General features: G+C 73.0%; 20 protein-coding genes and 1 pseudogene. 13 read left to right on the top strand and 8 right to left on the bottom strand.

The features are described from left to right. Positions 1–53: 53 nt before the first annotated feature. Together Q5694_RS20770 and Q5694_RS20765 are read right to left on the bottom strand one after the other, a co-directional pair. Positions 54–449 (bottom strand): hypothetical protein, encoded by a 396-nt coding sequence (locus tag Q5694_RS20770; protein ID WP_333934678.1) that lies wholly within the window; start codon positions 447–449, stop codon positions 54–56. Between the two features lie 86 nt (positions 450–535). Continuing rightward, positions 536–1,318: a hypothetical protein gene (locus tag Q5694_RS20765; RefSeq protein ID WP_333934677.1), complete on the bottom strand. Its 783-nt coding sequence runs from the start codon at positions 1,316–1,318 to the stop codon at positions 536–538. A gap of 369 nt (positions 1,319–1,687) precedes the next feature. Here Q5694_RS20765 and Q5694_RS20760 point away from each other — a divergent pair. The 3 genes and pseudogenes from Q5694_RS20760 to Q5694_RS20750 all read left to right on the top strand — a co-directional run. Continuing rightward, a pseudogene (locus Q5694_RS20760) lies at positions 1,688–1,882 on the top strand (ABC transporter substrate-binding protein); the annotation flags it as partial. A 39-nt stretch (positions 1,883–1,921) separates the two neighbouring features. Beyond that, complete coding sequence (locus tag Q5694_RS20755) at positions 1,922–2,962, top strand: helix-turn-helix transcriptional regulator (RefSeq protein ID WP_333934676.1); 1,041 nt, start codon at positions 1,922–1,924, stop codon at positions 2,960–2,962. Between the two features lie 399 nt (positions 2,963–3,361). Then, the gene (locus Q5694_RS20750; protein ID WP_333934675.1) at positions 3,362–3,577 is read left to right on the top strand and encodes an I78 family peptidase inhibitor; all 216 of its coding nucleotides are present in this window, start codon (positions 3,362–3,364) and stop codon (positions 3,575–3,577) included. A 76-nt stretch (positions 3,578–3,653) separates the two neighbouring features. On the opposite strand, the gene Q5694_RS20745 is transcribed toward Q5694_RS20750, so the two are convergent. After that, positions 3,654–4,649, bottom strand: a complete 996-nt coding sequence (locus tag Q5694_RS20745; RefSeq protein WP_333934674.1) for a phosphatase PAP2 family protein — start codon at positions 4,647–4,649, stop codon at positions 3,654–3,656. A gap of 227 nt (positions 4,650–4,876) precedes the next feature. After that, positions 4,877–6,088 (bottom strand): hypothetical protein, encoded by a 1,212-nt coding sequence (locus Q5694_RS20740; RefSeq protein WP_333934673.1) that lies wholly within the window; start codon positions 6,086–6,088, stop codon positions 4,877–4,879. A 266-nt stretch (positions 6,089–6,354) separates the two neighbouring features. Here Q5694_RS20740 and Q5694_RS20735 point away from each other — a divergent pair, with 266 nt between their 5' ends. Together Q5694_RS20735 and Q5694_RS20730 are read left to right on the top strand one after the other, a co-directional pair. Further along, the gene (locus Q5694_RS20735) at positions 6,355–7,965 is read left to right on the top strand and encodes an MFS transporter (protein ID WP_333934672.1); all 1,611 of its coding nucleotides are present in this window, start codon (positions 6,355–6,357) and stop codon (positions 7,963–7,965) included. 146 nt (positions 7,966–8,111) lie between these two features. After that, positions 8,112–9,302 carry an acyl-CoA dehydrogenase family protein gene (locus Q5694_RS20730; protein ID WP_333934671.1) on the top strand — a complete coding sequence of 397 codons (1,191 nt, stop codon included), beginning with the start codon at positions 8,112–8,114 and terminating at the stop codon, positions 9,300–9,302. Positions 9,303–9,354: 52 nt separating this feature from the next. Here Q5694_RS20730 and Q5694_RS20725 read toward each other — a convergent pair whose 3' ends face one another. Further along, a complete protein-coding gene (locus Q5694_RS20725; RefSeq protein WP_333934670.1) occupies positions 9,355–9,792 on the bottom strand; it encodes a cell division protein SepF in 438 nt (145 codons plus the stop codon). Positions 9,793–10,082: 290 nt separating this feature from the next. On the opposite strand from Q5694_RS20725, the gene Q5694_RS20720 reads away from it, so the two are divergent. From Q5694_RS20720 to Q5694_RS20705, 4 genes are all read left to right on the top strand, one after another. Then, positions 10,083–11,315, top strand: a complete 1,233-nt coding sequence (locus tag Q5694_RS20720) for a DUF5685 family protein (RefSeq protein ID WP_333934669.1) — start codon at positions 10,083–10,085, stop codon at positions 11,313–11,315. Positions 11,316–11,342: 27 nt separating this feature from the next. Then, positions 11,343–12,131, top strand: a complete 789-nt coding sequence (locus Q5694_RS20715) for a DUF1684 domain-containing protein (RefSeq protein ID WP_333934668.1) — start codon at positions 11,343–11,345, stop codon at positions 12,129–12,131. 211 nt (positions 12,132–12,342) lie between these two features. Then, entirely contained in the window at positions 12,343–13,248 is a 906-nt protein-coding gene (locus tag Q5694_RS20710) for a S1 family peptidase (RefSeq protein WP_333934667.1), read from the top strand. Between the two features lie 429 nt (positions 13,249–13,677). Beyond that, on the top strand, positions 13,678–14,760 hold the full coding sequence (locus Q5694_RS20705) for a S1 family peptidase (protein WP_333934666.1): 1,083 nt from the start codon (positions 13,678–13,680) through the stop codon (positions 14,758–14,760). Positions 14,761–14,822: 62 nt separating this feature from the next. Here Q5694_RS20705 and Q5694_RS20700 read toward each other — a convergent pair whose 3' ends face one another. After that, entirely contained in the window at positions 14,823–15,854 is a 1,032-nt protein-coding gene (locus Q5694_RS20700) for a DUF3533 domain-containing protein (protein ID WP_333934665.1), read from the bottom strand. Positions 15,855–16,005: 151 nt separating this feature from the next. Between Q5694_RS20700 and Q5694_RS20695 the strand changes: the two genes are divergently transcribed. Both Q5694_RS20695 and Q5694_RS20690 read left to right on the top strand, forming a co-directional pair. Further along, positions 16,006–19,521 (top strand): DNA polymerase III subunit alpha, encoded by a 3,516-nt coding sequence (locus Q5694_RS20695; protein ID WP_333934664.1) that lies wholly within the window; start codon positions 16,006–16,008, stop codon positions 19,519–19,521. After that, a complete protein-coding gene (locus Q5694_RS20690) occupies positions 19,518–20,501 on the top strand; it encodes a DNA polymerase Y family protein (protein WP_333934663.1) in 984 nt (327 codons plus the stop codon). The genes Q5694_RS20695 and Q5694_RS20690 overlap by 4 nt, the downstream gene beginning before the upstream one ends. Positions 20,502–20,516: 15 nt before the next feature. Here Q5694_RS20690 and Q5694_RS20685 read toward each other — a convergent pair whose 3' ends face one another. Further along, positions 20,517–20,891, bottom strand: coding sequence for a cupin domain-containing protein (locus Q5694_RS20685; protein WP_333934662.1), 375 nt, complete (start codon positions 20,889–20,891; stop codon positions 20,517–20,519). An 83-nt stretch (positions 20,892–20,974) separates the two neighbouring features. Here Q5694_RS20685 and Q5694_RS20680 point away from each other — a divergent pair, with 83 nt between their 5' ends. Continuing rightward, positions 20,975–21,421 carry a MarR family winged helix-turn-helix transcriptional regulator gene (locus Q5694_RS20680; protein WP_333934661.1) on the top strand — a complete coding sequence of 149 codons (447 nt, stop codon included), beginning with the start codon at positions 20,975–20,977 and terminating at the stop codon, positions 21,419–21,421. Between the two features lie 188 nt (positions 21,422–21,609). Then, a complete protein-coding gene (locus tag Q5694_RS20675) occupies positions 21,610–22,470 on the top strand; it encodes an esterase/lipase family protein (protein ID WP_333934660.1) in 861 nt (286 codons plus the stop codon). Positions 22,471–22,549: 79 nt separating this feature from the next. Here Q5694_RS20675 and Q5694_RS20670 read toward each other — a convergent pair whose 3' ends face one another. Then, a complete protein-coding gene (locus Q5694_RS20670) occupies positions 22,550–23,629 on the bottom strand; it encodes a lytic polysaccharide monooxygenase auxiliary activity family 9 protein (protein WP_333934659.1) in 1,080 nt (359 codons plus the stop codon). Positions 23,630–23,770: the final 141 nt, after the last annotated feature.

Below are 23,770 nucleotides of genomic sequence, written 5' to 3'. Positions count from 1 at the left end.
GCGTGAGGGGCGGCCCCCGGGTGGGGGCCGCCCCTCACGCTTCGCGTGCCCGCTCAGCCGTGTCCGCGCCGGCCCGGCGGGAGCGCGGCCGGCACATGGTGCATCGGCGCGCCGTGCGGGGCGACGGCCCCGACCCGCTGCCACTGCGGCTGCTGCTGCCCGGTCGCGTGGCGGGCGCTCTGGGCACCCGCGCTGTACGCGCTGTACGAACTGCTGTAACCGCTGCCGTACGAGCCGGTCGTACTGTGCGGGATGTTCCCGAAGGCCGTGAAGCCCAGCCTCTCCTCGCCGCTGCGGTCGCCGGGCAGTGCGCGGAAGGACTTGACGTACTCGGCGTAGAGCGCGTCGTAGATCGGCGTGGCCGATGGGCCGCCCTGGGTGTCCTGCGCCGATCGCGCGGAGGGGATCGGCGAGTAGGACTGGCGGCGGGGAACGTCGTATGCGTGCACGTATGTCCAAACGACCTCGTGGGTCAAGGGATGCGGCCGCGGTTACGGCTTTCGCGGGGGTGCGGTCCGCGCGGGTGACGCGGCGCTCAGGTGCCGGCCAGCGGCAGGGCCGCGGCGACCAGCTTGCCGTTGGCCGCCGCCTTGTCCAGCGCGTCGCGCAGCAGGTCCTCGCGCGGCTGGCGGCCGATCGAGCCGACGGGCGCGGCGAACATCAGCACCTGCTGGTGCTTGTTGGCGGCCGCGCGCCAGGCGTCGGTGACCTGGAGCGGCTGGTGCGCCTGCCACCAGGCCACGGGCTGGCCGCCGTCGGTGCCCGGCTGGAGCACCGCGTGCAGCTGGCCCACCGCGAGCAGCACGGACCAGCCGTGCAGCACCGGCGGCACGGCCGACAGCTCGGTCAGCGGCATGAAGCCCTGCTCGATGAGCAGCGGCAGGAAGTCGTCCCCGCCGCCGGTCGTGCCGGGGCGGGCGATGGGCGCGGTCGGCTCCACCACCAGGGCCGGGTGCAGATCGCCGCCGATCAGGACCAGTCCGCTGGTCACGCCGAGCACCGCCTGCTCGGGCACCATCTTGTCGGGCTCCAGGTCGACGGTGTCGCCGGTGATGGACTTCACCGCGCCCCGGAGCTGCTCCTCGGTGACCTGGACGACCTGGGAGGGCAGGCAGCCGGCGTGGGCGAAGGCGAGGACGGCGGTCTCGTCCCCGATGAACAGCACGGTGCTGGTGCGCTCCTGCTCGGAGTCGCCCGGAGTCCGGCAGGACGTGCAGTCGTAACTGCCCGGGGCGGTCTCTCCGGCGAGCAGGCGGTCGGCTTCTTCGTCGCCGATCTCGGCGCGTACCTCGTCGCTGACGTCGAGCATGCGCGGCACGGGTGGCTCCCTCGGGGATGCGGTGCGTGGCGAGGCCGGGTGGCTCCCGGCCCGTGGTCCGGGTGGGCCCCGGCTCATGCAGAAGACAACGGGCGATCCGTGGCGGGAGTAACGCTCCGGGGCGAACGGAATCGAACCAACCAGCGCACGGGGTCCCGTTCGGGGCGCGGCGCCACGTCCGCCGTCAATTCAGCGGCTTGCAGGCGGTGTTGGGGCCGGGAAGGGTATGACGGAACCCTGACCTCCTGGGTCGACAAATCAGGAAATCCGCGAATGAACTGGGTGGCCGGAACTGGCCGTTACCCGAGGTACGGGCCGGACCGGCTCATCGCGGCGTGAGGTCGTCCACCCGTCAGTGTCCGAGTTCGTTTCATGGACCGCAGCCGGGGCTGCACCGCGGGCGGACTGCTGCTGCCCGTCGAGTTCGCCCGCTCCGCCGAACCGCCGCGAACCCGGCACACCTGCCTGTCCGTGGCCCGCTGGCAGGACGGCAGGGGCTGGGTGAGCCAGGGCGACATGGACCGCACCTGCTTCGACGTCCCCCAACTGGCCTACACCCCTTGAGGACAGTCATTGTCCGCGAGGGCTGGCAGACTCGGCCCCATGCTGGAGACCTCGGCCCGCCTGCTGCGTCTGCTGTCCCTGCTCCAGGCCCACCGCGAGTGGCCCGGAGCCGAGCTGGCCGGCCGGCTCGGCGTCAGCGCCCGCACCCTGCGCCGGGACGTGGACCGGCTGCGCGAACTCGGCTACCCGGTCAACGCCAGCCCGGGCACCGGCGGCGGCTACCGGCTGGGCGCGGGCGCCGAACTGCCCCCGCTGCTCCTGGACGACGACGAGGCCGTCGCCGTGGCCGTCGGGCTGCGCACGGCCGCGGGCCAGGGCATCGACGGCATCGGGGAGACCTCGGTGCGCGCCCTCGCCAAACTGGAGCAGGTCCTGCCGGCCCGGCTGCGCCGCCGCGTGAGCGCCCTCAACGCCTTCACCGTGCCGATGCTGCGCGGCTCGCTGCCCTCCTCCGTGGACCCGGCCGTGCTCACCGAACTCGCCCACCTGTGCCGGGACGCCGAAAGGCTCCGCTTCGCGTACGAAGGCCACGACGGCACCCCGTCCCGCCGCAGCGTCGAACCGCACCGCCTGGTGTGCACCGAGCGGCGCTGGTACCTCGTCGCCTGGGACCTCGACCGGCAGGACTGGCGCACCTTCCGCGTCGACCGCATCACGCCCAAGCCGCCGCACGGCCCGCGCTTCGTGCCCCGTGACCCGCCCGCCGAGGACCTGGCGGCCTACGTCTCCCAGGGCGTCTCCACACGTGTGTACGCCACCCACGCCGTCGTGCGGCTCTTCGCGCCCCTGGCCGAGGCCCGGGAGCACATCTCGCCCTCCGCCGGGGTGCTGGAGGCCGAGGGACCCGACACCTGCCTGCTGCGCTGCGGTGCCGGCAGCCTCGACGTGATGGTCATCCACGTCGTCATGCTGGGCTTCGACTTCGAGGTGCTGGAGCCGGCCGGGCTGGTCGACGCGATCGGACGGACGCGGGACCGGCTCGATCGCGCTCTGACCCGGGCGGGGCAGTCACCGCCGGGCACGGCGGGCGGCGCGGGCCGAACGCCGCCGCCCCCGAACGGGTCCGGGGCAGCGTCCTGAAGCCCGCGCTCACGTGAGCATGCTCGCGTCGTCGGGCGTCCCCGCAGGGCGGGTACCGGGCCCGTCCGCGCGCCTGCCCGGCGTAGGCGCCGCCGTCCTTCCCGGGCCCGTATTCGCCGGCGGCGCGGCGTCGCCCGGCCGGCCCGGCGGCGGAATGCGGAAAGCGCCCGGAGCACGTCACCCATTCGCATTGCGGCGGGCCTTTCCCGCGGCTCGCGGGCAGGCGGGGAATTGCGTCCCCATGCCCGCGGAAGCGGCGCGGAACCGCTCGTGCGTGTGACGGGTGACCTCCGGAACACCTGTCGTGATCTTGTGACACAAGCGTGACCGGGCGCGGACGGTGACCGGGAGGCCGGGCCCGGGCTTCCGCGGCCGCCGGGCAGGACATAGCGTGGCGGCATGGCACCGACTCCGACACCTTCCGCGGAACCCGACGACAGCCCGGACACCTACGTCGGCCTGGAGGCCGGCCCGGCCGAGCACCTCGCGCGCGAGCGCGGCTGGGCGACGGTGCGCTCGTTGCCACCGGGCGCGATCATCACCATGGAGTACCGCGTGGGCCGGCTGAACTTCGAGGTGAAGGGCGGCCGGGTGGCCCGCGCCTGGAAGGGCTGAGACCGGCCGAAGGCCCCGGTTCACGAGGAACCGGGGCCTTCGCCGTGCCGGCGCCCAGCGGGCCGGTGAGCAGGGGTCAGCCGCCCGCCACGGGCCGGGCCGAGGAGGCGGAACCGCGGGGGTGACGCTCCGGGTGCTGCGGCCTGCGGCTGCCGGCCGGGGTGGTCGGAGTGCGCTCCGCGCGGCTCGTGTGCGGCCCCGGCGCCAGGTAGACCGGGGTTCGCGGCGAGCGGGCCGCCACGTCGTCCCGCTCGGCGGGCAGCGGCGTGACGACCAGGGGCGGTACGCCCGCCGGCACGGCGGCGGGGCGGCGGCGACGCGCCCGGACCCGGTCGCGCAACTCGAAGATGCGGGCCTCGGAGCGGGCGATGAGCGGCTCGAACCAGGGCAGGGCGAGCAGGATCAGCAGGCCCGCGGCCCACCCGAGGAGGACGTCGCTCAGCCAGTGCGTACCGAGGTAGACGGTGGCCATGCCGACGCCCAGGGAGGTCACCGCCGACACGGCGGACAGCCAGCGGCGCGCTCTGGGGGTGGAGGCCATGTAGGCCAGGATTCCCCAGGTCACCACGGCGTTCGCGGTGTGACCGCTCGGAAATATATCGCCGCCGCGCCACATCTCGTTCGAGCCGATCACGGTCGCGTAGTGCGGTCCCAGGCGGCCCATGCCGTACTTGGCCGCGCCGACCGTGACGTTCAGCAGCAGCAGCGAGACGCCCAGGGCGAGCAGCGGACGCAGGGTGTGCTGCCGCCAGGAGCGCCAGCCCAGCCAGGCCGCGACCATCACGGCCGTGGGGCCGCGCTGGCCGAGGACCACGTAGTAGTCGACGAACCAGTGGATCTCCGACCACTGCTGGTAGGGCCGGAAGAACATGACCTGCCAGTCGAGCCGGACCAGCCAGGACGTGATCACCACGGCCCACACGATCGCGCCGTAGAAGGCGAGCGTCGCCGCGAGGAGCACGACGCGGTGCCTGCTCATCTTCGGCTCATCGATGTGGGCCGGTCGTTCCGGCTCACGGTCCAGCCGGGCGAACACCCGGTCCAGACGGGTGAGCTTCGGTTCGGTACGCACCCGATCGACGTTACAGCGAGTGAGCTGAGATCCCGGTCGAATCAACGGCTTTGTGATGACGATGTGATGTGGGATTCCTCTCAACAGGGGGTTTATTTCCAGCGATTCTGTTATCGCCGCCCGCTGCGGCCTTCAATTCCTTTGATCATTCCGGAGCCGGGTTTTATCCCGCTTTTGAATTCGTTCACCCCCGCATGGGGCGGAATTCTCCCGGCGCTCACAGCGGGTCAGGGGGGACCCGAGCCGTTCAGCCAGAACGCCCCGTACACCGCACCGACCACCGCGAGGAACCCCAGTACCCCGGCTGACCTGCGAGGACGCGCCCGCGCCAGGAGGAGTGCGAGGGGCAGCAGCAGCGGGAACGCGGGCATCAGCAGCCGCGGTTTCGAGCCGAAGTAGCTCGACGCGCACAGCGCGAGGAGGGTCACGACCCCGCTGTGGACGAGCAGCGGAAGCGGCTGGCGCTGACGAACCCCGACCGCGTACAGCCAGACGACTGACGCGACTCCCAGGACCAGCCCCGCACCGGCCAGGGCCGACGGGAACGACGTGAACTTGTCGGCGACGAACCCGGCGAACGCGCGGCCGCCGTCGAAGCCGTTGCGCCAGCCGGCCTGTACGTCGAGATAGCCGAGCGGGCCCGTACCCGTGCGGTGACCGACCCACAGCACGTATCCGGCGGTGCCGAGGGGCGCGAGGAGCATGCCCGTGACCCGGCCGGCCGGCGAGGGGGCCCGGCCGGCCGGCCCGCCCGGTGCCCCCGCCCCGCTGTCCGCCCGGCCGGCGGAGAGCGCACGCCGCTCCGCGACGAAGGAGGCGATCGCCGCCGCCCAGACCGCCGCGACCACGGCCGTGCCCACCGGGCGCGTCAGCCCCGCCGCCAGCGCGAGCGCCCCCGCCGTCACCCAGCGGCCGGTCAGGACCGCGTACAGGGACCACGCGGCCAGAGCCGTGAACAGCGACTCGCTGTACGCCATCGACTGCACGATCCCGACCGGCAGGACCGCCCACAGCAGCACCGCGCACACCCCGGCCCGGCGGCCGTACACGTGGTCCGCCACCGCGAAGATCCCCCAGGCCGCGGCGAGGGAGGCGACCAGGCTCACGACGAACCCGCCGTCCGCGTACGACAGCGGCGACACCGCCGCCACCAGCCGCTCCAGCCAGGGCAGCAGCGGGAAGAACGCCAGGTTGGAGTGGACGTCGCCGTTGGGCAGCCGCACCTCGTAGCCGTAACCGAGTTCGGCGACCCGGACGTACCAGAGCGCGTCCCAGCGGGCGGTGAGCAGCGTGTACGCGCTCTTGTCCCGTGCCGCGCTCCACAGCACGAGCACGAGCAGGCCCAGGGCGCGGACGGCCGCGTACCCGAGGAGGGCCGGGGCCGCTCGGCGCAGCGCCCCGGCGCGCGGCGGGGCCGTGCGCGTCTGCAGATCGGTCACGGGCCCGATTATCGGCCCCCGGAGGGAACCGGCCGGACCGGCCGGGGCGTTGTCGACGGCGAGGGCAGTGGCGTACGCCACATCGTTCCGCCGAAGTCGTGAGAGGTCCGCCACTGGGCTCCGGCGAGGACTCGCGTACGCTGACGTGTCACTCGCTTTTCGTTTGCGCGGGCCGGAGACCCACCGCTCCTCTCCGGCCGAGTCGCGGGGGCGTCCCCCACCCCGTGAGCCCGCCGATCGCGAGGGAACATCTGGGAGGTACGTACATGTCCGGGACGACCACGGCCGCCGCTGCGCTGCGCCGTCGGGCGGCCGGGGCCGGTGCCAACCGCTGGGTGGTCCTCGTCGTCCTCTGCGTCAGCCTGCTGCTGGTCGCGGTCGACGCCACCGTGCTGCACGTGGCGGTTCCCGCCGTCACCGAGGACCTCAGGCCCGGCGGCATGGAGCTGCTCTGGATCGTCGACGTCTACCCGCTGGTCTGCGCCTCGCTGCTGATCCTGTTCGGCACGCTGGGCGACCGCGTCGGCCGCAGACGGGTCCTGCTCCTCGGGTACGCCCTGTTCGGTGTGGCCTCCGGCCTCGCGGCCCTGGCCGACGACGCCCAGGTCCTGATCGTGGCGCGGGCGCTGCTCGGTGTCGGCGGCGCGATGATCATGCCCGCCACCCTGTCGATCCTGCGGCAGGTCTTCCCCGACCGGCGCGAGCGGGCGCTGGCCATCGGCATCTGGAGCGCCGTGGCAGCGGTGGGCGCCGCGGTCGGGCCGCTGCTCGGCGGTTTCCTGCTGGAGCACTTCTGGTGGGGCTCGGTCTTCCTCGTCAACATCCCGCTGATGCTGGTCAGTCTCCCGGTGGGGCGGCTGCTGCTGCCCGAGTCGAAGGGCGACGGCACGGGCCCCTGGGACGTGGTCGGGGCGCTGATGGCGGCGGCCGGGCTGTTCGGCGTCGTCCTCGGCGTGAAGAGGCTCGGCAGCGGCGAGTCCGTCGGGAGCCTGCTCACCGTGCTGCCGCTGGTGGCCGGCGCGGCCCTGCTGACCGGGTTCGTACGGCGTCAGCGGCGGCGGACGCACCCGCTGGTCGACCTGCGGATGTTCGCCCGCCCGGCGTTCAGCACGTCCGTCGGCTGCATCGTGCTGGCGATGCTCGCGCTGGTGGGCCTGGAACTGATCGCCGCGCAGTATCTCCAGTTGGTGCTGGGTCTGTCACCGCTGGAGACCGGGTTGCGGCTGCTGCCGCTGACGTTCGCCGCGATGGCGGCCGGGCTGGCCGGGGCGCGCATGCTGCGGCGGTTCGGGCCGCGGCGGATGGTGTGCACCGGCTTCTGCCTGACCGCGTTCGCGGTGGTCCTGCTGACCGGGCTGGGCCGCACCGACGAGTGCGCGTTGATGCTGGGCGGGTTCGTGCTGCTGGGGTTCGGCCTGGAGACGACGCTGTTCGGCGCGTACGAGTCGATGCTGAGCGAGGCTCCGCAGGAGCAGGCCGGTGGGGCGGCGGCGATCGGGGAGACGTCGTACCAGCTGGGCGCGGGCATCGGCATCGCCCTGCTCGGGACGGTGATGAACGCGGCGTACGCGCCGGGGCTGTCGGGCGTGCCCGGGGTGCCGCAGAGTGCGTCCTCCGCCGCGGGGCATTCGCTGGGGGAGGCGTACGAGGTCGCCGCGCAGCTCGGCGGTTCCGCCGGTGCCGCCCTGCGGCAGGCGGCCCGCGACGCCTTCGTGCACGGGCTGCACGTGACGCTGCTCGTGAGCGCGGGCCTGTTGCTCCTGGGCGCGGCGATGGCACTGCGGCTGCCGCGGGCGATGCAGTGCGAAGCGGCGCCGCCGGGCCCGGTCGAGGTCCCCGCGCAACGGGACGCGGCGGAGTCCCGCGTCTCGGTGTGACCGCCGCCCTCCGCCGCCCGTCCGCCGAGAACCTGGACGGGCGTCGTTGCGGCCCGGGAGCCCGTGGCGGGGTGGTGCCGGGGGTGGGGGAGGCCGTAGCTTCTTGGCTAGCGGTGCTAGTTAAAGAGTCTCGGAGGGTGTCGATCATGTCCGGTTCGTCCAAGCTGCCTCCCTTCGACCCGGCCGACCCGCTCGGCGTGGACGACCTGCTGGAGCCGGAGGACCTCGGCGTCAGGGACACCGTCCGGGCCTGGGCCGCGGACCGGGTGCTGCCGAACGTCGCCGGGTGGTACGAGAAGGGCGAGCTGCCCGAGATCCGGGAACTGGCCCGTGAGCTGGGCGGGATCGGAGCCCTCGGCATGTCCCTGGAGGGCTACGGGTGCGCCGGCGCGAGTGCCGTTCAGTACGGGCTCGCCTGCCTGGAACTGGAGGCCGCCGACTCCGGCATCCGCTCGCTCGTCTCCGTGCAGGGCTCCCTCGCCATGTACGCGATCCACCGCTTCGGCAGCGAGGAGCAGAAGCGCCACTGGCTGCCCCGGATGGCCGCCGGCGAGGTCATCGGCTGCTTCGGCCTCACCGAGCCCGACCACGGCTCCGACCCCGCGTCCATGCGCACCTACGCCAAGCGCGACGGCACGGACTGGATCCTCAACGGACGCAAGATGTGGATCACCAACGGCTCGGTCGCCGGGGTGGCCGTCGTGTGGGCCCAGACCGAGGACGGCATCCGCGGTTTCGCCGTGCCCACCGATAGCGACGGCTTCTCCGCGCCGGAGATCACGCACAAGTGGTCCCTGCGCGCCTCCGTCACCAGCGAGCTGGTCATGGACGACGTACGGCTGCCCGCCGACGCCGTCCTGCCCGGGGTCACCGGGCTGCGCGGACCGCTCAGCTGTCTGTCCCACGCCCGGTACGGGATCGTCTGGGGCGCCATGGGCGCGGCCCGCAGCTGTTTCCAGGCCGCGGTCGACTACGCGAAGTCACGGGAGCAGTTCGGCCGGCCCATCGGGGGCTTCCAGCTCACCCAGGCCAAACTCGCCGACATGGCGGTCGAACTGCACAAGGGGATTCTGCTCGCCCATCATCTGGGGCGGCGGATGGACGCCGGCCGCCTGCGTCCCGAGCAGGTCAGCTTCGGCAAGCTCAACAACGTGCGGGAGGCCATCGAGATCTGCCGCACGGCCCGCACGATCCTCGGGGCCAACGGCATCTCGCTCGAATACCCCGTGATGCGGCACGCGACCAACCTCGAGTCGGTGCTCACCTACGAGGGCACCGTCGAGATGCACCAGCTCGTGCTCGGCAAGGCCCTCACCGGACTCGACGCCTTCCGGTAGGCGTGTCCGGTCGCACCCCGCGCGGGGGGCAGGGCCGGTGAGCGGCCCTGCCTCAGCTCTGGTTGAAGAATCCGTCCGCGCGGTGGGCGGCCGGGTCGCCGTTGACGATCTCGGTGTGGGCGGGCGTGAGCAGGAACACCCGGGTCGACACCCGCTCGATCGAACCGCGCAGACCGAAGATCAGCCCGGCCGCGAAGTCGACCACGCGCTTGGCGTCGGCGGCCTCCATGGCCGTCAGGTTCATGATGACCGGCACACCCTCGCGGAACAGCTCGCCGATGGCGCGGGCGTCCCGGAAGCTGTCCGGGGTGACCGTGCCGATGCGGCGGCCCTTCTCCTCGGCGACGTCCGAGGCCACCTTGACGCGCGGATCTGTGACCCAGGCCTCCCCGGTCTCGGTCCCGTCGGAGTAGTCGTCGTCGTAGTAACGCTCGTCTTCGTTGTCGTCGACGAGGCCAAGCCAGGCACTTGCCTTGCGTACCGATCCCATGGACGCCTCCTCTCACAGCGGTCTTTCTGCTTTCCGCATCCCTATGGTCGTCCATGATGCGGATGGCGCGCCAAGTGGATAGACGCCGCGCGGGGGGTTTGTGACGGTACTGGTGCACAGCGAATCCGTCGAGAGTCCGTATGTCCCAAGGGTCGTTTCCCAAACGGCTGCTGACTGTGAGTGAAATATGATTCTTCACGGCGTACGGGTGACGGCCGGGGCGTACGGGTGAATGCGAGTGCCGATACGATGCCGCAGCTCAACGTCGCAACGAACCTCGGGGGAACGTCGTGTTCGGAATCGTCAGGCCTTGCAGACACCGGCTGGGGGAGAAGCTCGCCGGTCAGTGGATGGCGCATTTGTGCGGGCTCTGCCTCGCACTTCGCGGCGACCACGGACAGTTCGCCCGCATCGTGACGAACTATGACGGACTCCTCGTTTCGGTTCTGACGGAGGCTCAGGCCGGGCAGGACGGGAGCGGGCGCCGTACGGCCGGTCCCTGCGCGCTGCGGGGCATGCGCACCGCCTCCGTCGCGCACGGCGAGGGGGCCCGCCTGGCCGCGGCCGTCTCCCTGGTGCTGGCCTCGGCTAAGGTCCGGGACCACATCGGCGACGGCGACGGGCTGCTGGCCCGCCGGCCGGTCGCCCGGGCCGCGCGCCGGGTCGCCGCGAGCTGGGACGCGGCCGGCGCCCGCACCGGCACCGCCGTGGGCTTCGACACCGCGCTCCTGCTCGACGCGGTGGACCGGCAGGCCGGCGTCGAGGCGCTGGCCGGGCCCGGAACGCCGCTGCTGACGGTCACCGAGCCGACCGAGACCGCCACGGCCGCGGCCTTCGCGCACACGGCGGTCCTCGCCGGGCGGCCGGAGAACGCGGCGCCGCTCGCGGAGGCCGGACGGCTCTTCGGTCGCCTCGCCCACCTGCTGGACGCCGTGGAGGACCTGCACGCGGACGCGGCGGCGGGTGCCTGGAACCCGATCGCCGCGACCGGCACGTCCCTGGCGCAGGCGCGGCGGCTCGCCGACGACGCGGTGCACGGGGTGCGGCTGGCGCTGGACGACGCCGAGTTCACCGACGGCAGACTGGTGCACCTGCTCCTCGTGCACGAACTGCGGCGTTCGGTGGACCGGGCGTTCGGCACGGTGCCGGTGTGCGCCTCGCACCGGGGCGGCGGACCGTACGGGCAGCAGCCGCCGCAAGGGCCGTACGGGCAGCAGGGTCCCTACGGGCAGCAGGGGCCCCACGGCGGTTCCCCGCAGCACCCGTACGCGGGCGGGGGCGGAAACCCCTACGGCGGGGGCGGGTTCGGGGGCGGCGGCTTCGGCGGCGGAGCCCCGGTGCCCCAGCCGCCTCGCCGGCGCGGGTTCTGGGCGGGCTGCGGGATGTTCTGGCTGCTGTGCTGCACGTGCAAGATGTGCTGCGCCAAGGAGTACGAGGGGCCGTGGTCCCGCAAGAAGCGCGAGGGCGTCTGCCGGGACTGCGACTGCGACGGGTGCGACTGCTGCTGCCCCTGCGACGGCTGATCCGGCGCATGTGGCAGGGTCGCCCGTATGACGAGCAGCGGCGCGTTCCGGGACTGGCAGCGGTGGCACGAGCGGCGCGTGGAGACGGTCGCGGCGCCCTACGGGCCGCCGGCGCTCATCGGCACGCACTGGATCGAGGACTATCCGGACGGTCGACTTCCGGACATCCCCGGGCGGTGGCGGGCCGACGGTGACGCCGTGGTGCTGATCGCCGCCGAAACGGACGGTCTCACGGTGGACGGACAGCCGTTCGCCGGTGAGGCGCGGCTCACGGCCGACCCGGGACCGGCCGCCCGGGCACGCGTGGCGTACGGGCGAAGACGCCTGGTCGTCCTGGTGCGCGAGGGGGCGTGGGGCGTACGGGACTACGACCCCGAGTCCCCCGCGCGCCGGGCTTTCAGCGGTCTGCGCGTCACGCCGTACGACCCGCGCTGGGCGGTGCCGGGGCGGTTCACACCCTACGACGCAGGCGGCCGTAGCGTTCGGGTGCCGAACGCCGACGGGCGGGAGCGGGGGCTCGGGCTCGACGGGGAGCTGGCCTTCGAGCTGGACGGCCGGGAGCTGAGGCTCCAGGTGACGGTGCGGCGGGACGGGTCGCTGTGGGCCGTGTTCGCCGACGCCACCAGCGGGAACGGTAGCTACCGCTTCCGGTTCCTCGAGCCCGGCGCACCGGACGCCGAGGGGCGTACGGCGGTCGACTTCAACCGGGCGCTCCTGCCGCCGTGCGCCTTCGCCGACCACTTCGTCTGCCCCTTCCCGCCGCCGGGGAACACCCTTGATGTCGCAATTGCCGCCGGGGAGCGCGTACTCGTGTGACGGCTGGGCGCCGAGGGGCCCGAGGGAAGATCGTTCAAAAGTTGACGGCCGAAAGGCACCCTTGCGCCGACCGGCCGTTCGGCCGAATACTCCCCCTCAGCGCTTGTCAGGGGCACGGCGTGTTCGGAATCCGGACGGTCGGCCCCCGGCTGCGCCTCACGGGCCCGAAACCCCACGAGGGCCCCCGACTTCCTTTGTGGAGGAACGACAAGTGAGGATCAAGCGCACCACCCCCAGCAGCGGCATCTCGAGACGGACCCGGCTGATCGCCGTCTCCACCGGCCTCGTCGCCGCCGCCGCGATCGCGATCCCCAGCGCGAACGCGTCCGACGCCCCCACCACCTTCAGTGCCGCCGAGCTCAAGAGCGCCAGCGGCTCCATACTGAAGGCCGACATCCCGGGCACCGCCTGGGCGGTCGACAGCAAGACCAACCGGGTGCTCGTCACCGTGGACAGCACGGTCACCCAGGCCGAGATCGCGAAGATCAAGCAGCAGGCCGGCGGCAACGCCGACGCGCTCACGATCAAGCGCACGCCCGGCACGTTCAACAAGCTGATCCAGGGCGGCGACGCCATCTACGCGAGCAGCTGGCGCTGCTCCCTCGGCTTCAACGTGCAGAACAGCAGCGGTCAGCAGTTCTTCCTGACCGCCGGCCACTGCACCGACGGCGCGGGCACCTGGTACTCCAACTCGGGCCGCACCACGGTGATCGGCTCGACCACCGGCTCCAGCTTCCCGGGCAACGACTACGGCATCGTCCGGTACTCGGGCTCCGTCAGCCGGCCCGGCACCGCGAACGGCGTGGACATCACGCGCGCGGCCACCCCGGCCGTGGGCACCACCGTCATCCGTGACGGCTCCACCACCGGCACGCACAGCGGCCGGGTCACCGCCCTCAACGCCACCGTCAACTACGGCGGCGGCGACATCGTCTCCGGCCTGATCCAGACCACCGTCTGCGCCGAGCCGGGCGACTCGGGCGGTCCGCTCTACGGCAGCAACGGCACCGCCTACGGTCTGACCTCCGGCGGCAGCGGCAACTGCTCCTCGGGTGGCACCACGTTCTTCCAGCCCGTCACGGAGGCCCTGAGCGCCTACGGCGTCAGCGTCTACTAGGCCCTGACGGGCAGCAGTTCACGGCGTTCCGGCCCCCGCACGCATCGCGTGCGGGGGCTTTCCCCTGCCGTGCGGTGCCGTGTTCGGTGGGGGTTGTGTGGAGACGGTGCGATGGTTTATCAATGTACTTTTTGGGACGCCCGTTCGGGAGGAGTCGAGGGGTGGTTTTCGGCCATGGCCGAACCTCGCAGAGTGGGCACGCATTACTCGCGCGTAATGTTTGCACTGTGAACGGGAGTTGATTGGGTCCGGTTTGACCGCGTGCGGTCAAAATGAGGGGGCGCGCGCACCGCCGCCCGTGCGCGACTCGAACTCGACCTTGTGTGCTCCGCGTTGATCTCGGAATAGTGGGCGCTCGTCAACGAAGCCTTCCGGCCTGCCGAGGTCCCCACAACCTCCTCGGGCCGACCCCCCACAGGAGGACAGAAGTTGAAGCACCGACGCATACCCAGGCGGCGTGCAGCCGTGGCAGGTGCGGGCATCGCCGCGCTGGTGGCCGCGGGAGTGACGTTCCAGACCGCGAACGCCAGTGAGAGCCCTCAGCCGTCCGCACCCCGGACCCTGTCGGTCGCGGCGGCCGGAAAGCTCGCCTCGACGCTGGCGCAGGACCTGGGCGGCGACGCGGCCGGCACGTACTACGACGCGAAGGCCAAGAGCCTGGTGGTGAACGTGCTCGACGAGGCCGCCGCGCGGACCGTCGAGGAGGCGGGCGCCGAGGCGAGAGTCGTGGCGAACTCGCTCGCCGAGCTGCAGAGCGCACGCGGCACCCTGAAGCAGGACGCGACGATCCCCGGCACCTCCTGGGTGACCGACCCGACGACGAACAAGGTCGTCGTGACCGCCGACCGCACGGTCTCCGAGGCCGAGTGGGCGAAGCTGACCGAGGTCGTCGACGGGCTCGGCGCCAAGGCCGAACTGAAGCGCACGAAGGGGGAGTACAAGCCCTTCATCGCCGGCGGCGACGCGATCACCGGCGGCAGCGGCCGCTGCTCGCTCGGCTTCAACGTGGTCAAGGGCGGCGAGCCGTTCTTCCTGACCGCCGGTCACTGCACCGAGGGCATCTCCACCTGGTCGGACTCCAGCGGCCGGGAGATCGGCACCAACGCCGACTCCAGCTTCCCGGACGACGACTACGGGCTGGTCGAGTACACCGCCGAGGTGGACCACCCGAGCGAGGTGAACCTGTACAACGGGTCCACCCAGAAGATCTCGGGCGCCGCGGACGCCACCGTCGGCATGCAGGTCACGCGCAGCGGTTCGACGACCCAGGTGCACGACGGCAAGGTCACCGGGCTGGACGCCACCGTGAACTACGGCAACGGCGACATCGTGAACGGCCTGATCCAGACCGACGTGTGCGCCGAGCCGGGCGACAGCGGCGGCGCGCTGTTCTCCGGTGACAAGGCCGTCGGCCTCACGTCCGGCGGCAGCGGCGACTGCACCTCGGGCGGGGAGACGTTCTTCCAGCCGGTGACCGAGGCGCTGTCCGCGACCGGGACGCAGATCGGCTGACGCGCGAGCGTGCCCGATGCGTGAGGCCCCGCCCCTTCCGGGGGCGGGGCCTTCCCCCGTCCCTATGCCGTTCCTGTCCCGGGGGAGCCGTTCCTGCGGTGCCGCAGGGCTGCCGCCGCCAGGGTGATCGCGGTTCCCGCCACCGCCCACGCCGCCAGGACCAGCATCGGGCCGGTCAGGGCGTTGTTGTCGAAGTAGGCGATGGAGCGGGCCGACCAGGTGCCGGCGCCCGGGGGCAGTGCCGGGCCGATCGCCTTCCAGAAGGGCGGCAGCAGCGGCGGGGGCAGGGCGCCGCCCGCGCTCGGATTGCCGAGGATCACCACCAGCAGGATGACCAGCCCGATGCCGACCGTGCCGAACAGGCCCTGCAGGGCCAGGGTGGCCGCTCCCACGGCGAAGATGACCAGGGTGCCCAGCCCCCACAGGGCGGTCGTGCCGCCGGGCAGGGCGTCCAGGGCCGGGCCGGTGATGAGGGCCCCGCCGAGACCGCCGGCGATCGCGACCAGGGCCATCACGGCCAGGCGGATGGCGGCGCGGGAGACGTTCGAGGGCTTCGCCCCCGCACTGATGGCCAGGGCCGCCGCGCCCAGGTAGCCGCCGACGCACCAGCCGATCACCAGGTAGAAGGACGACAGCCCGTTGGGGTCGTGGCGCGCGGACGGGACCACGTCGACCGTGCGGATCGTGCGCCGCTCGGACTTCTCCAGGGTGGTGACGAGGCTCGTCAGGGTGGTGGAGAGGACCCTGCCGCCGCCGGAGGCGACCAGGAGGATGTCGGTGGTGCCGCGCGGGTCGACGACCAGGGCGGCGTCGATGTCGCGGCTTTCGATCCGCTCCCGGGCCGTCGCCTCGTCAGGCAGCACGCGGGGGTCCAGCGGAGTGCCGGGAAGTCGTTCCAGGCGGGTCCTCGCCTGCTCGGCCGCGGCCTGCGGGGCCACCACGCCGAAGGGCACGTCCTTGGGCCGGGGGTCGTGGAGCGCTCCCACGTACGAGGCGATGAACAGCAGCTGGAGCGCGACCACCCCCACGACGAGCAGGGTCGCCCGGGGGGTTACGGCGTCTGTCACCTCGGTGCGGAACGAGCGGTGCGGCATGCCTCCACGGTCAGGGGACACCCGGTGTTTCCGCAGGTGGGGCGGGGCCGAACGGATGTCGCACACTTATTCGAGAATTGGTTTATGGTGGGGGTGAGGTAGCTGGGAACAGATGTTCGAGAGCGGTTGCTCACGAGTGCGGGAGGTGCGTGTGCCGGGGTTCACGCATCTGCACACCGTCTCCGGGTTCTCGCTGCGTCACGGAGCCTCGCACCCGGAGCGGCTGGCCGAGCGCGCCGTGGAGCGGGGCATGGACGCCCTGGCGCTGACGGACCGCGACACCCTCGCCGGAGCGGTCCGGTTCTCGAAGGCATGCGCCAAGGCGGGGGTCCGCCCGCTGTTCGGCGCGGACCTGGCGGTCGCGACGGCGGAGCCGCCCGACGGGACCGGCCCGCGGGGGCGACGCCGCACCCCGGTGCGGGGCGGGGCCTTCGTCGACGAATCGGCTCCCCGCGTCACCTTCCTCGCCCGGGACGGGGCCCGCGGCTGGGCCGGGCTGTGCCGGCTCGTCTCGGCCGCCCACGAGAGCGGGGGCACACCTCTGCTGCCCTGGGAGCGCCACCACGGCGAAGGGCTGACCGTGCTGCTCGGGCCCGGCTCCGACGTCGGACGGGCCCTGGCCGCGGGCCGTCCCGACCGGGCGGCGCGCCTGCTCGTGCCCTGGCGCGAGGTCTACGGCGACGACCTGCGGCTGGAGGCCGTCTGGCACGGCCGGCAGGGCACCGGCCCCGGCTCGCTGCGGCTGGCCGCCCGAACCGTGGGATTCGCCGCCGAGCAGCGGATCCGGCCCGTGCTCACCAACGCCGTGCGCTACGCCGACCCCGGGCTGGGTCCGGTCGCCGACGTCCTGGACGCCGCCCGGCGGCTGGTGCCCGTCGACCCGGCCGGGGAACTGGACTCCGGTGAGGCCTGGCTCAAGGGGCCGGGGGAGATGGCGCACGCCGCCGAGCGGATCATGGAGGCCGCGGGGTTCCGGCGGGGCACCGCCCACCGGCTGCTGGAGCAGACCGAGGCCACCGCCGCCGAGTGCCGGGTCGATCCCGAGGGCGACCTCGGGATCGGCACCGTCCATTTCCCCGAACCGCATCTGGTCGGCGCCGGGCGCCGCGGCGCCCAGCGGACCCTGGCCTCACGGGCCGCGGCCGGGATGGTGCTGCGCGGCTACGACCGGCGGCGCGCGTACTGGGAGCGGATGCACCACGAGCTGGACATCATCGCCCACCACGGGTTCGCCTCCTACTTCCTCACCGTCGCCCAGGTGGTCGACGACGTACGGGCCATGGGGATCCGGGTGGCCGCCCGCGGGTCCGGGGCCGGATCGCTGGTCAACCACCTGCTCGGCATCGCGCACGCCGACCCGGTCGAGCACCGGCTGCTGATGGAGCGGTTCCTGTCCAAGGAGCGGGTCGTGCTGCCCGACATCGACATCGACGTCGAGTCCGCCCGCCGGCTGGAGGTCTACCGCGCGATCATCGACCGGTTCGGCACCGAGCGGGTGGCGACGGTCGCGATGCCGGAGACGTACCGCGTGCGGCACGCCATCCGGGACGTGGGGGCCGCCCTGTCCATGGACCCGGCCGAGATCGACCGGATCGCCAAGGCCTTCCCGCACATCCGGGCCCGCGACGCCCGCGCCGCCCTGGAGGAACTGCCCGAGCTGCGCGCGCTGGCGGGGGAGAAGGACGCGTACGGGAAGCTGTGGGAACTGGTCGAGGCGCTGGACGCCCTGCCGCGCGGGGTGGCCATGCACCCGTGCGGGGTGCTGCTGTCCGACGCCTCGCTGCTGTCGCGCACGCCGGTCATGCCGACCAGCGGCGAGGGCTTTCCGATGTCGCAGTTCGACAAGGACGACGTCGAGGACCTCGGGCTGCTGAAGCTGGACGTGCTCGGGGTGCGCATGCAGTCGGCGATGGCGCACGCGGTGCAGGAGGTGGAGCGGGTGTCGGGGGAGCGGGTGGAGCTGGACGCCCTCCCGCCGGAGGACCCCGCGACGTACCGGCTGATCCAGTCCACCGAGACGCTCGGCTGCTTCCAGATCGAGTCGCCCGGGCAGCGGGACCTGGTCGGGCGGCTCCAGCCCGCCGGTTTCCACGACCTGGTCGTCGACATCTCGCTGTTCCGGCCCGGACCGGTCGCCGCCGACATGGTGCGGCCGTTCATCGAGGCACGGCACGGCCGGGCGCCGGTCCGCTACCCGCACCCCGATCTGGAGGAGCCGCTGAAGGAGACGTACGGGGTCGTCGTCTTCCACGAGCAGATCATCGACATCGTCGCCCGCATGACCGGCTGCGGGCGCGGCGAGGCCGACCGGGTGCGCCGCGGGCTGTCCGACCCGGAGTCGCAGGCGCGGATCAAGGTCTGGTTCGCCCAGCACGCGGCGGCGAAGGGCTACGACGCGGAAACGATTCAGCGGACCTGGGAGATCGTCGAGGCCTTCGGCAGCTACGGCTTCTGCAAGGCGCACGCGGTCGCCTTCGCCGTGCCGACCTACCAGTCGGCGTGGCTGAAGGCGCATCACCCGGCCGCGTTCTACGCCGGGTTGCTCACGCACGACCCCGGCATGTACCCGAAGCGGCTGCTGCTGGCGGACGCGCGGCGGCGCGGGGTGCCCGTGCTGCCGCTGGACGTGAACAAGTCGGGAGTCGCACACCGTATCGAACTGGTGTCCGGTAAATGGGGTCTGCGGCTGGCCCTTTCGGACGTGCACGGCATCAGCGAGGCCGAGGCGGCGCGGATCGCCGAAGGGCAGCCGTACGCCTCACTGGTCGACTTCTGGGAGCGGGGCCGGCCCAGCCGTCCGCTGGCGCAACGCCTCGCCCAGGTGGGCGCGCTGGACGCGTTCGGCGCCAACCGCCGTGACCTGCAACTGCACCTGACCGAGCTGCACCGGGGAGCACGGGGCGGCGGCGGAGGGCAGCTGCCGCTGGCCGGGGGACGGAAGACCGCCCCGGCCGGGCTGCCCGACCTCACCTCCTCCGAGCGGCTCAGCGCCGAGCTGGGCGTGCTCTCCATGGACGCCACGCACCATCTGATGGACGACCACCGGGAGTTCCTCGACGAGCTGGGCGTGGTGCCGGCCCGGCGGCTGCGCGAGGTCCGCAACGGGGAGACGGTGCTGGTCGCGGGCGCCAAGGCGGCCACCCAGACACCCCCGATCCGCTCCGGCCGGAGGGTCATCTTCACCACCCTGGACGACGGCACGGGCCTGGTCGACCTGGCCTTCTTCGACGACTCGCACGACACCTGCGCCCACACCGTCTTCCACTCCTGGCTGCTGCTGGTGCGCGGGGTGGTGCAGTGGCGCGGCCCGCGCAGTTTCAGCGTGGTGGGTGCAGCGGTCTGGAACCTCGCGGACCTGCTCGAGGTGCGCCGGGAGGAGGGGCTGGAGGGGGTCGCCGCCCGGCTGGCCGGCGCAGGCGGTCCCGACGGGTCCGACGGGTCCGACGGGTCCGGCGACGACGGCCAGGGCGCCGCGCGCCGGCGGCTCGCCGGGTCGGACGGACTGCCCGCGCCGGCGGGGTCCGCGGCCGAGGACCCGATGGAACGGCGGAAGATCCGCATGGCCACGGGGTACGAGATGCACCCCTGGGCCGATCTGCGTCCCGCGGGTGAAGGGCCCGCGGTGGGAAGGAAGTTGTGGCACCAGAGTCCGGGGAGTGCGGGATGACCATCCTCTGCGTACGTTTCCAGCCGCCTCCGGCGAGCGAGGCCGACCTGCCCCATCTGCTCGGGATGCTCGAGGAGTTCACACCGGTCGTCCAGGCCCTGCCGCCGGACGGGGCGCTGGCCGACCTGCGGGGCGCCGAGCGGTACTTCGGGCGGGACGCCGTCGAACTGGCCTCGGTGATCCGGGTCCGCTCGCTCGCCCTGCACGGCGTCGACTGCGTGATCGGTGCCGGGCCCGGGCCGATGCTGGCGCGCATGGCGCTGGACGACGCCCGGCCCGGGCGGACGCACGCGGTGCCCGGGGAGCCGGACGCCGTCGCGCGCTATCTCGCGGACAAGCCCGTCACCGCGCTGCCCGGCGTGGGCGCCGCCACCTCCCGCACCCTCACCGACTACGGGCTCGACACCCTGGGCCGGGTCGCGGCCGCGCCGCTGTCCACACTCCAGCGGCTGATCGGCGCGAAGGCCGGGCGCGAACTGCGTGAGAAGGCGAACGGCGTCGACCGCGGCCGGGTCGTGCCGAACGCCGTCTCCCGCTCCCTCGCCACGGAACGCCCCTTCGGGCGCGACGAGCTGAACCCGGACCGGCACCGCCGGGCCCTGCTGTCGGCCGCCGAGGAGATCGGGGCCCGGCTGCGCGCCCTGGAGAAGGTCTGCCGCACCCTCACCCTCACCGTGCGCTACGCCGACCGCTCCGCCACCACCCGCAGCCGGACACTGACCGAACCGACCGCGCACTCCCCGGCGCTGACCGCGACCGCGTACGCCCTGTACGAGGCGCTCGGGCTGCAGCGGGCCCGGGTGCGGGCGATCGCCCTGCGCGCCGAGGGGCTCGACTCCGCCGACCGGGCCTGCCACCAGCTCACCTTCGACCCGGTGGACGAGAAGGTCCGCCGTATCGAGGAGGTCGCGGACCGCGCCCGGGCGAAGTTCGGCCCGCGGGCGGTGATGCCCGGGGGATTGGGCGGGGCGGCGGCGTAGAGCCGTCCGCCTGACTCAGTTGGCCCACGGCGGTACCAGACGGGTGCCGTCGGCCAGTGTCGCCTCCAAGCCCACGGAGGTGGTGACCCAGGAGTGCGCGGTCCGGTCGGTGGGGTTCTCCACGGCCAGAGTGGCGCCGGCACCGACGATCACCGTGTCGCCCGCGACGATCCGCTCATTGCGGCCGTCGAGGGTGACCAGCAGTTCGCCGTCGAGCAGGTGGAAGATCTCCTCCCGGCTGACGGTGTGCGCCGGTGCCCTGAGACCGGGCGGTATCTCCCCACGCCAGGCGCACAGCTCCCTGCTGCCGCTGCGGGGCGCGGCGTACGAGACGAAACGGGCGCCGTGGATCTCGTGGGTGACGGCCTCGGACGCACGGACGACGGGCATGACGGTCTCCTCTATATGGTCAAGTTACTTGACTATATGGTCAAGCTGCTTGACCGTTTCGTCAAGGGTGTTTCAATGCGTCCGTGCACACCTCCGAGGCCATGGCCCTGTCCGCCGCCCTGCTCGCCGCCGCCGGCGGGCTCACCCAGCGCATCCACGAGGGTGTGGTCGCGCGCGGCTTCGAGGGGGTGCGGCCCGCGCACGGCTTCGCCTTCGCCCGGCTCGCCTCGGACGGCGCGACGGTCACCGACCTGGCCGCCCACCTCGGGGTGACCAAGCAGGCGGCGAGCCAGCTCGTCGACGAAATGGTCCGCAAGGGCTATGCCGAGCGACGGCCGCACCCCGGGGACGCGCGGGCACGCCTGATCGTGCTGACCGGGCGCGGGTGGGAGTGCACACGGGCGGCGGAGGAGGCGGCCGCGGAGGCCGTGCGGGAGTGGGGGGACCTGGTAGGGGAGGCCGAACTCCGGGTGCTGTGCCGTCAGTTGCTGCGAATCGCCCCCGATGGGCCGCTGCGGCCCGTCTGGTGAGGGGGTGTCAGTGCGTCCTCGCGGGGGAGAGGGGCGCTCGGGGGCGGTGGTCACCGGGAGTTTTTACCGACGCGTAACTTCCCACTTCGACTACTCGCCCGTAACTTGACGAGTGAACAGCATCCTCGTGATCCGGATCACAGGCGTCGTGCCGTCGCACCTCCCTTGAGCCGCAAGGAGATCACTCGATGCTGCCCTGGAAACGACTGCTCAGACCCCTGGCCGCGCTGCTGCTGACCGCCGCGGCCGTCACCGTCCCCGCCTCAGCCGCCCAGGCCGCCGGGGCTGCGGACTCCGGCTGGAACGACTACTCCTGCAAGCCGTCCGCCGCCCATCCCCGCCCCGTGGTCCTCGTCCACGGCACCCTCGGCAACTCGGTCGACAACTGGCTGGGTCTCGCGCCCTACCTCCAGATCCGCGGCTACTGCGTCTTCTCCCTGGACTACGGCCGGTTGGAGGGCGTCCCCTTCTTCCACGGCCTGGGGCCGGTCGAGAAGTCGGCCCTCCAACTGAGGGACTTCGTCGACCGCGTGCTCGCCGCCACCGGCGCCGCCGAGACCGACGTGGTCGGCCACTCGCAGGGCGGCATGATGCCCCGCTGGTACCTGCGGTTCCTCGGCGGAGCCGACAAGGTCAACGCCCTGGTGGGCATCGCGCCCAGCAACCACGGCACCGACCTGAACGGCTTCACCAGGCTGCTGCCCTACTTCCCCGGCGCCGAGCACCTGCTGTCGAGGAACACCCCCGCCCTCGCCGACCAGATCGCCGGCTCCGACTTCCTCCGCCGGCTCAACGCGGGCGGCGACACCGTGCCCGGCGTGCGCTACACCGTCATCGCCACCAGGTACGACGAGGTGGTCACGCCCTGGCGCAGTCAGTACCTGAGCGGGCCCGGCGTGCGCAACGTCCTGCTGCAGGACCTGTGCCCGGTCGACGTCTCCGGGCACGTGGCGATCGGGCTGATGGACCGCATCGCCTTCCACGAGGTGGCCAACGCCCTCGATCCGGCCCGGGCCACACCGACCACCTGTGCTTCGGCGTTCGGCTGACACGTGTCAGCGAGACGTTTCGGGGCCTGTCCGGCCTGAGCCGCCGGACAGGCCCCGAGTCATGGGGCGGTGGACCGGATCACCGGCCGTGCCGGCCGCCCGTCGCCGTTCGGCGCCGGGCCGACAGGAACAGGGCGGACGCCCCGAGCGCCAGGGCGGCGGCGCCGCCGACCGCGACGTACGGGGTGCTGCTGTCACCGCCAGTCTCGGCCAGGTCCTCCGTGGCACCGGCCGCCTGGGGCCGGTTGGGCGCGGCGGCGGCCGCCGCCGTCCGCCCGGCGGCGGGTTCGGCCCCGCCCGAACCGCCCTCGCCGTCGCGCTTCGGGGCCGCGGCGGGCTCCGCCGAGGTGCGGGCGTCGTGGTCGCCGTGCCCGTGGTTCTCGACGGTCGACTTGCCGTTGCCGTCCTCGATCTGCTCCTCGGTCGGGGCCGAGGCGGACGGCGCCGGGGCCGCGCCGGCGGTCCCGCCGCCCGCCGTCCCACCGCCGGCCGTCCCACCGCCGGCCGTTCCGCCGCCCGAGCCGCCGCCGAAACTGACGTCCGAGCAGGAGTAGAACGCCTCCGGGCTGTCCGACCGCTGCCAGACCGCGTACAGCAGGTGCTTGCCCGAGCGCTGGGGCAGCGTGCCGGAGAAGGTGTAGAAGCCGCCCGACGCCGCCGGGTCGGTGGACGTCGCCACCGGGTTCCGCAGGTCCAGGTCGCTCCAGGCGAGCGGTCCGGCCGCGTCGTAGCCGGGCTTGGTGATGTACACCTTGAACGTGCCCTTGTGCGGGGCCGTCACCCGGTACTTGAAGGTGTACGTGCCGCTCTTGACGCCGGTCGCGGGCCAGTCCGCGCGGGCCAGGTCGAGCCCCTTGAACTGCTCGTTGTTCGCGCTGCACAGCTTGCCGTCGGGTATGAGCTGCTGGTGGCGGCCGGCCGCGTCGCCGATGCGGATGCCGTTCCAGTCGTAGAGGGCCTGGGTGCCGCCCGCCGCCACCGCCGCCCTGCACGCGGCCGACTTCGGGCTCTCCGGACCCTCGGCGAAGCACTGCGCGACCCGGCTGACCGGGTCGCCCATGGAACCGTGCGCCGCCGCGGGGGCGGTGCCCAGCGCGGTCAGGGCGAGCGGGAGGCCGCCGAGGGCGGCGACGGCGGCGGCCTTGCGGCGTGCGGACATGCGGGAACTCCTCGAAACGGTGCGTGGGCCGGGCCCGATCGGGCCGGATCCCGTGGGGTGATCCGAAGCTAGCCCCACAGGACCGGGAAATCGCCTGCTGAGGACGGGGGGAGGAGATCCTTATGGCCCGCTTAAGGAAGT

Source organism: Streptomyces sp. AHA2 (assembly GCF_036857595.1).
Taxonomy (GTDB): Bacteria; Actinomycetota; Actinomycetes; order Streptomycetales; family Streptomycetaceae; genus Streptomyces.
The sequence above is the reverse complement of the archived record's forward strand: the minus strand, read 5'-3'. Positions and strand labels throughout refer to the sequence as shown.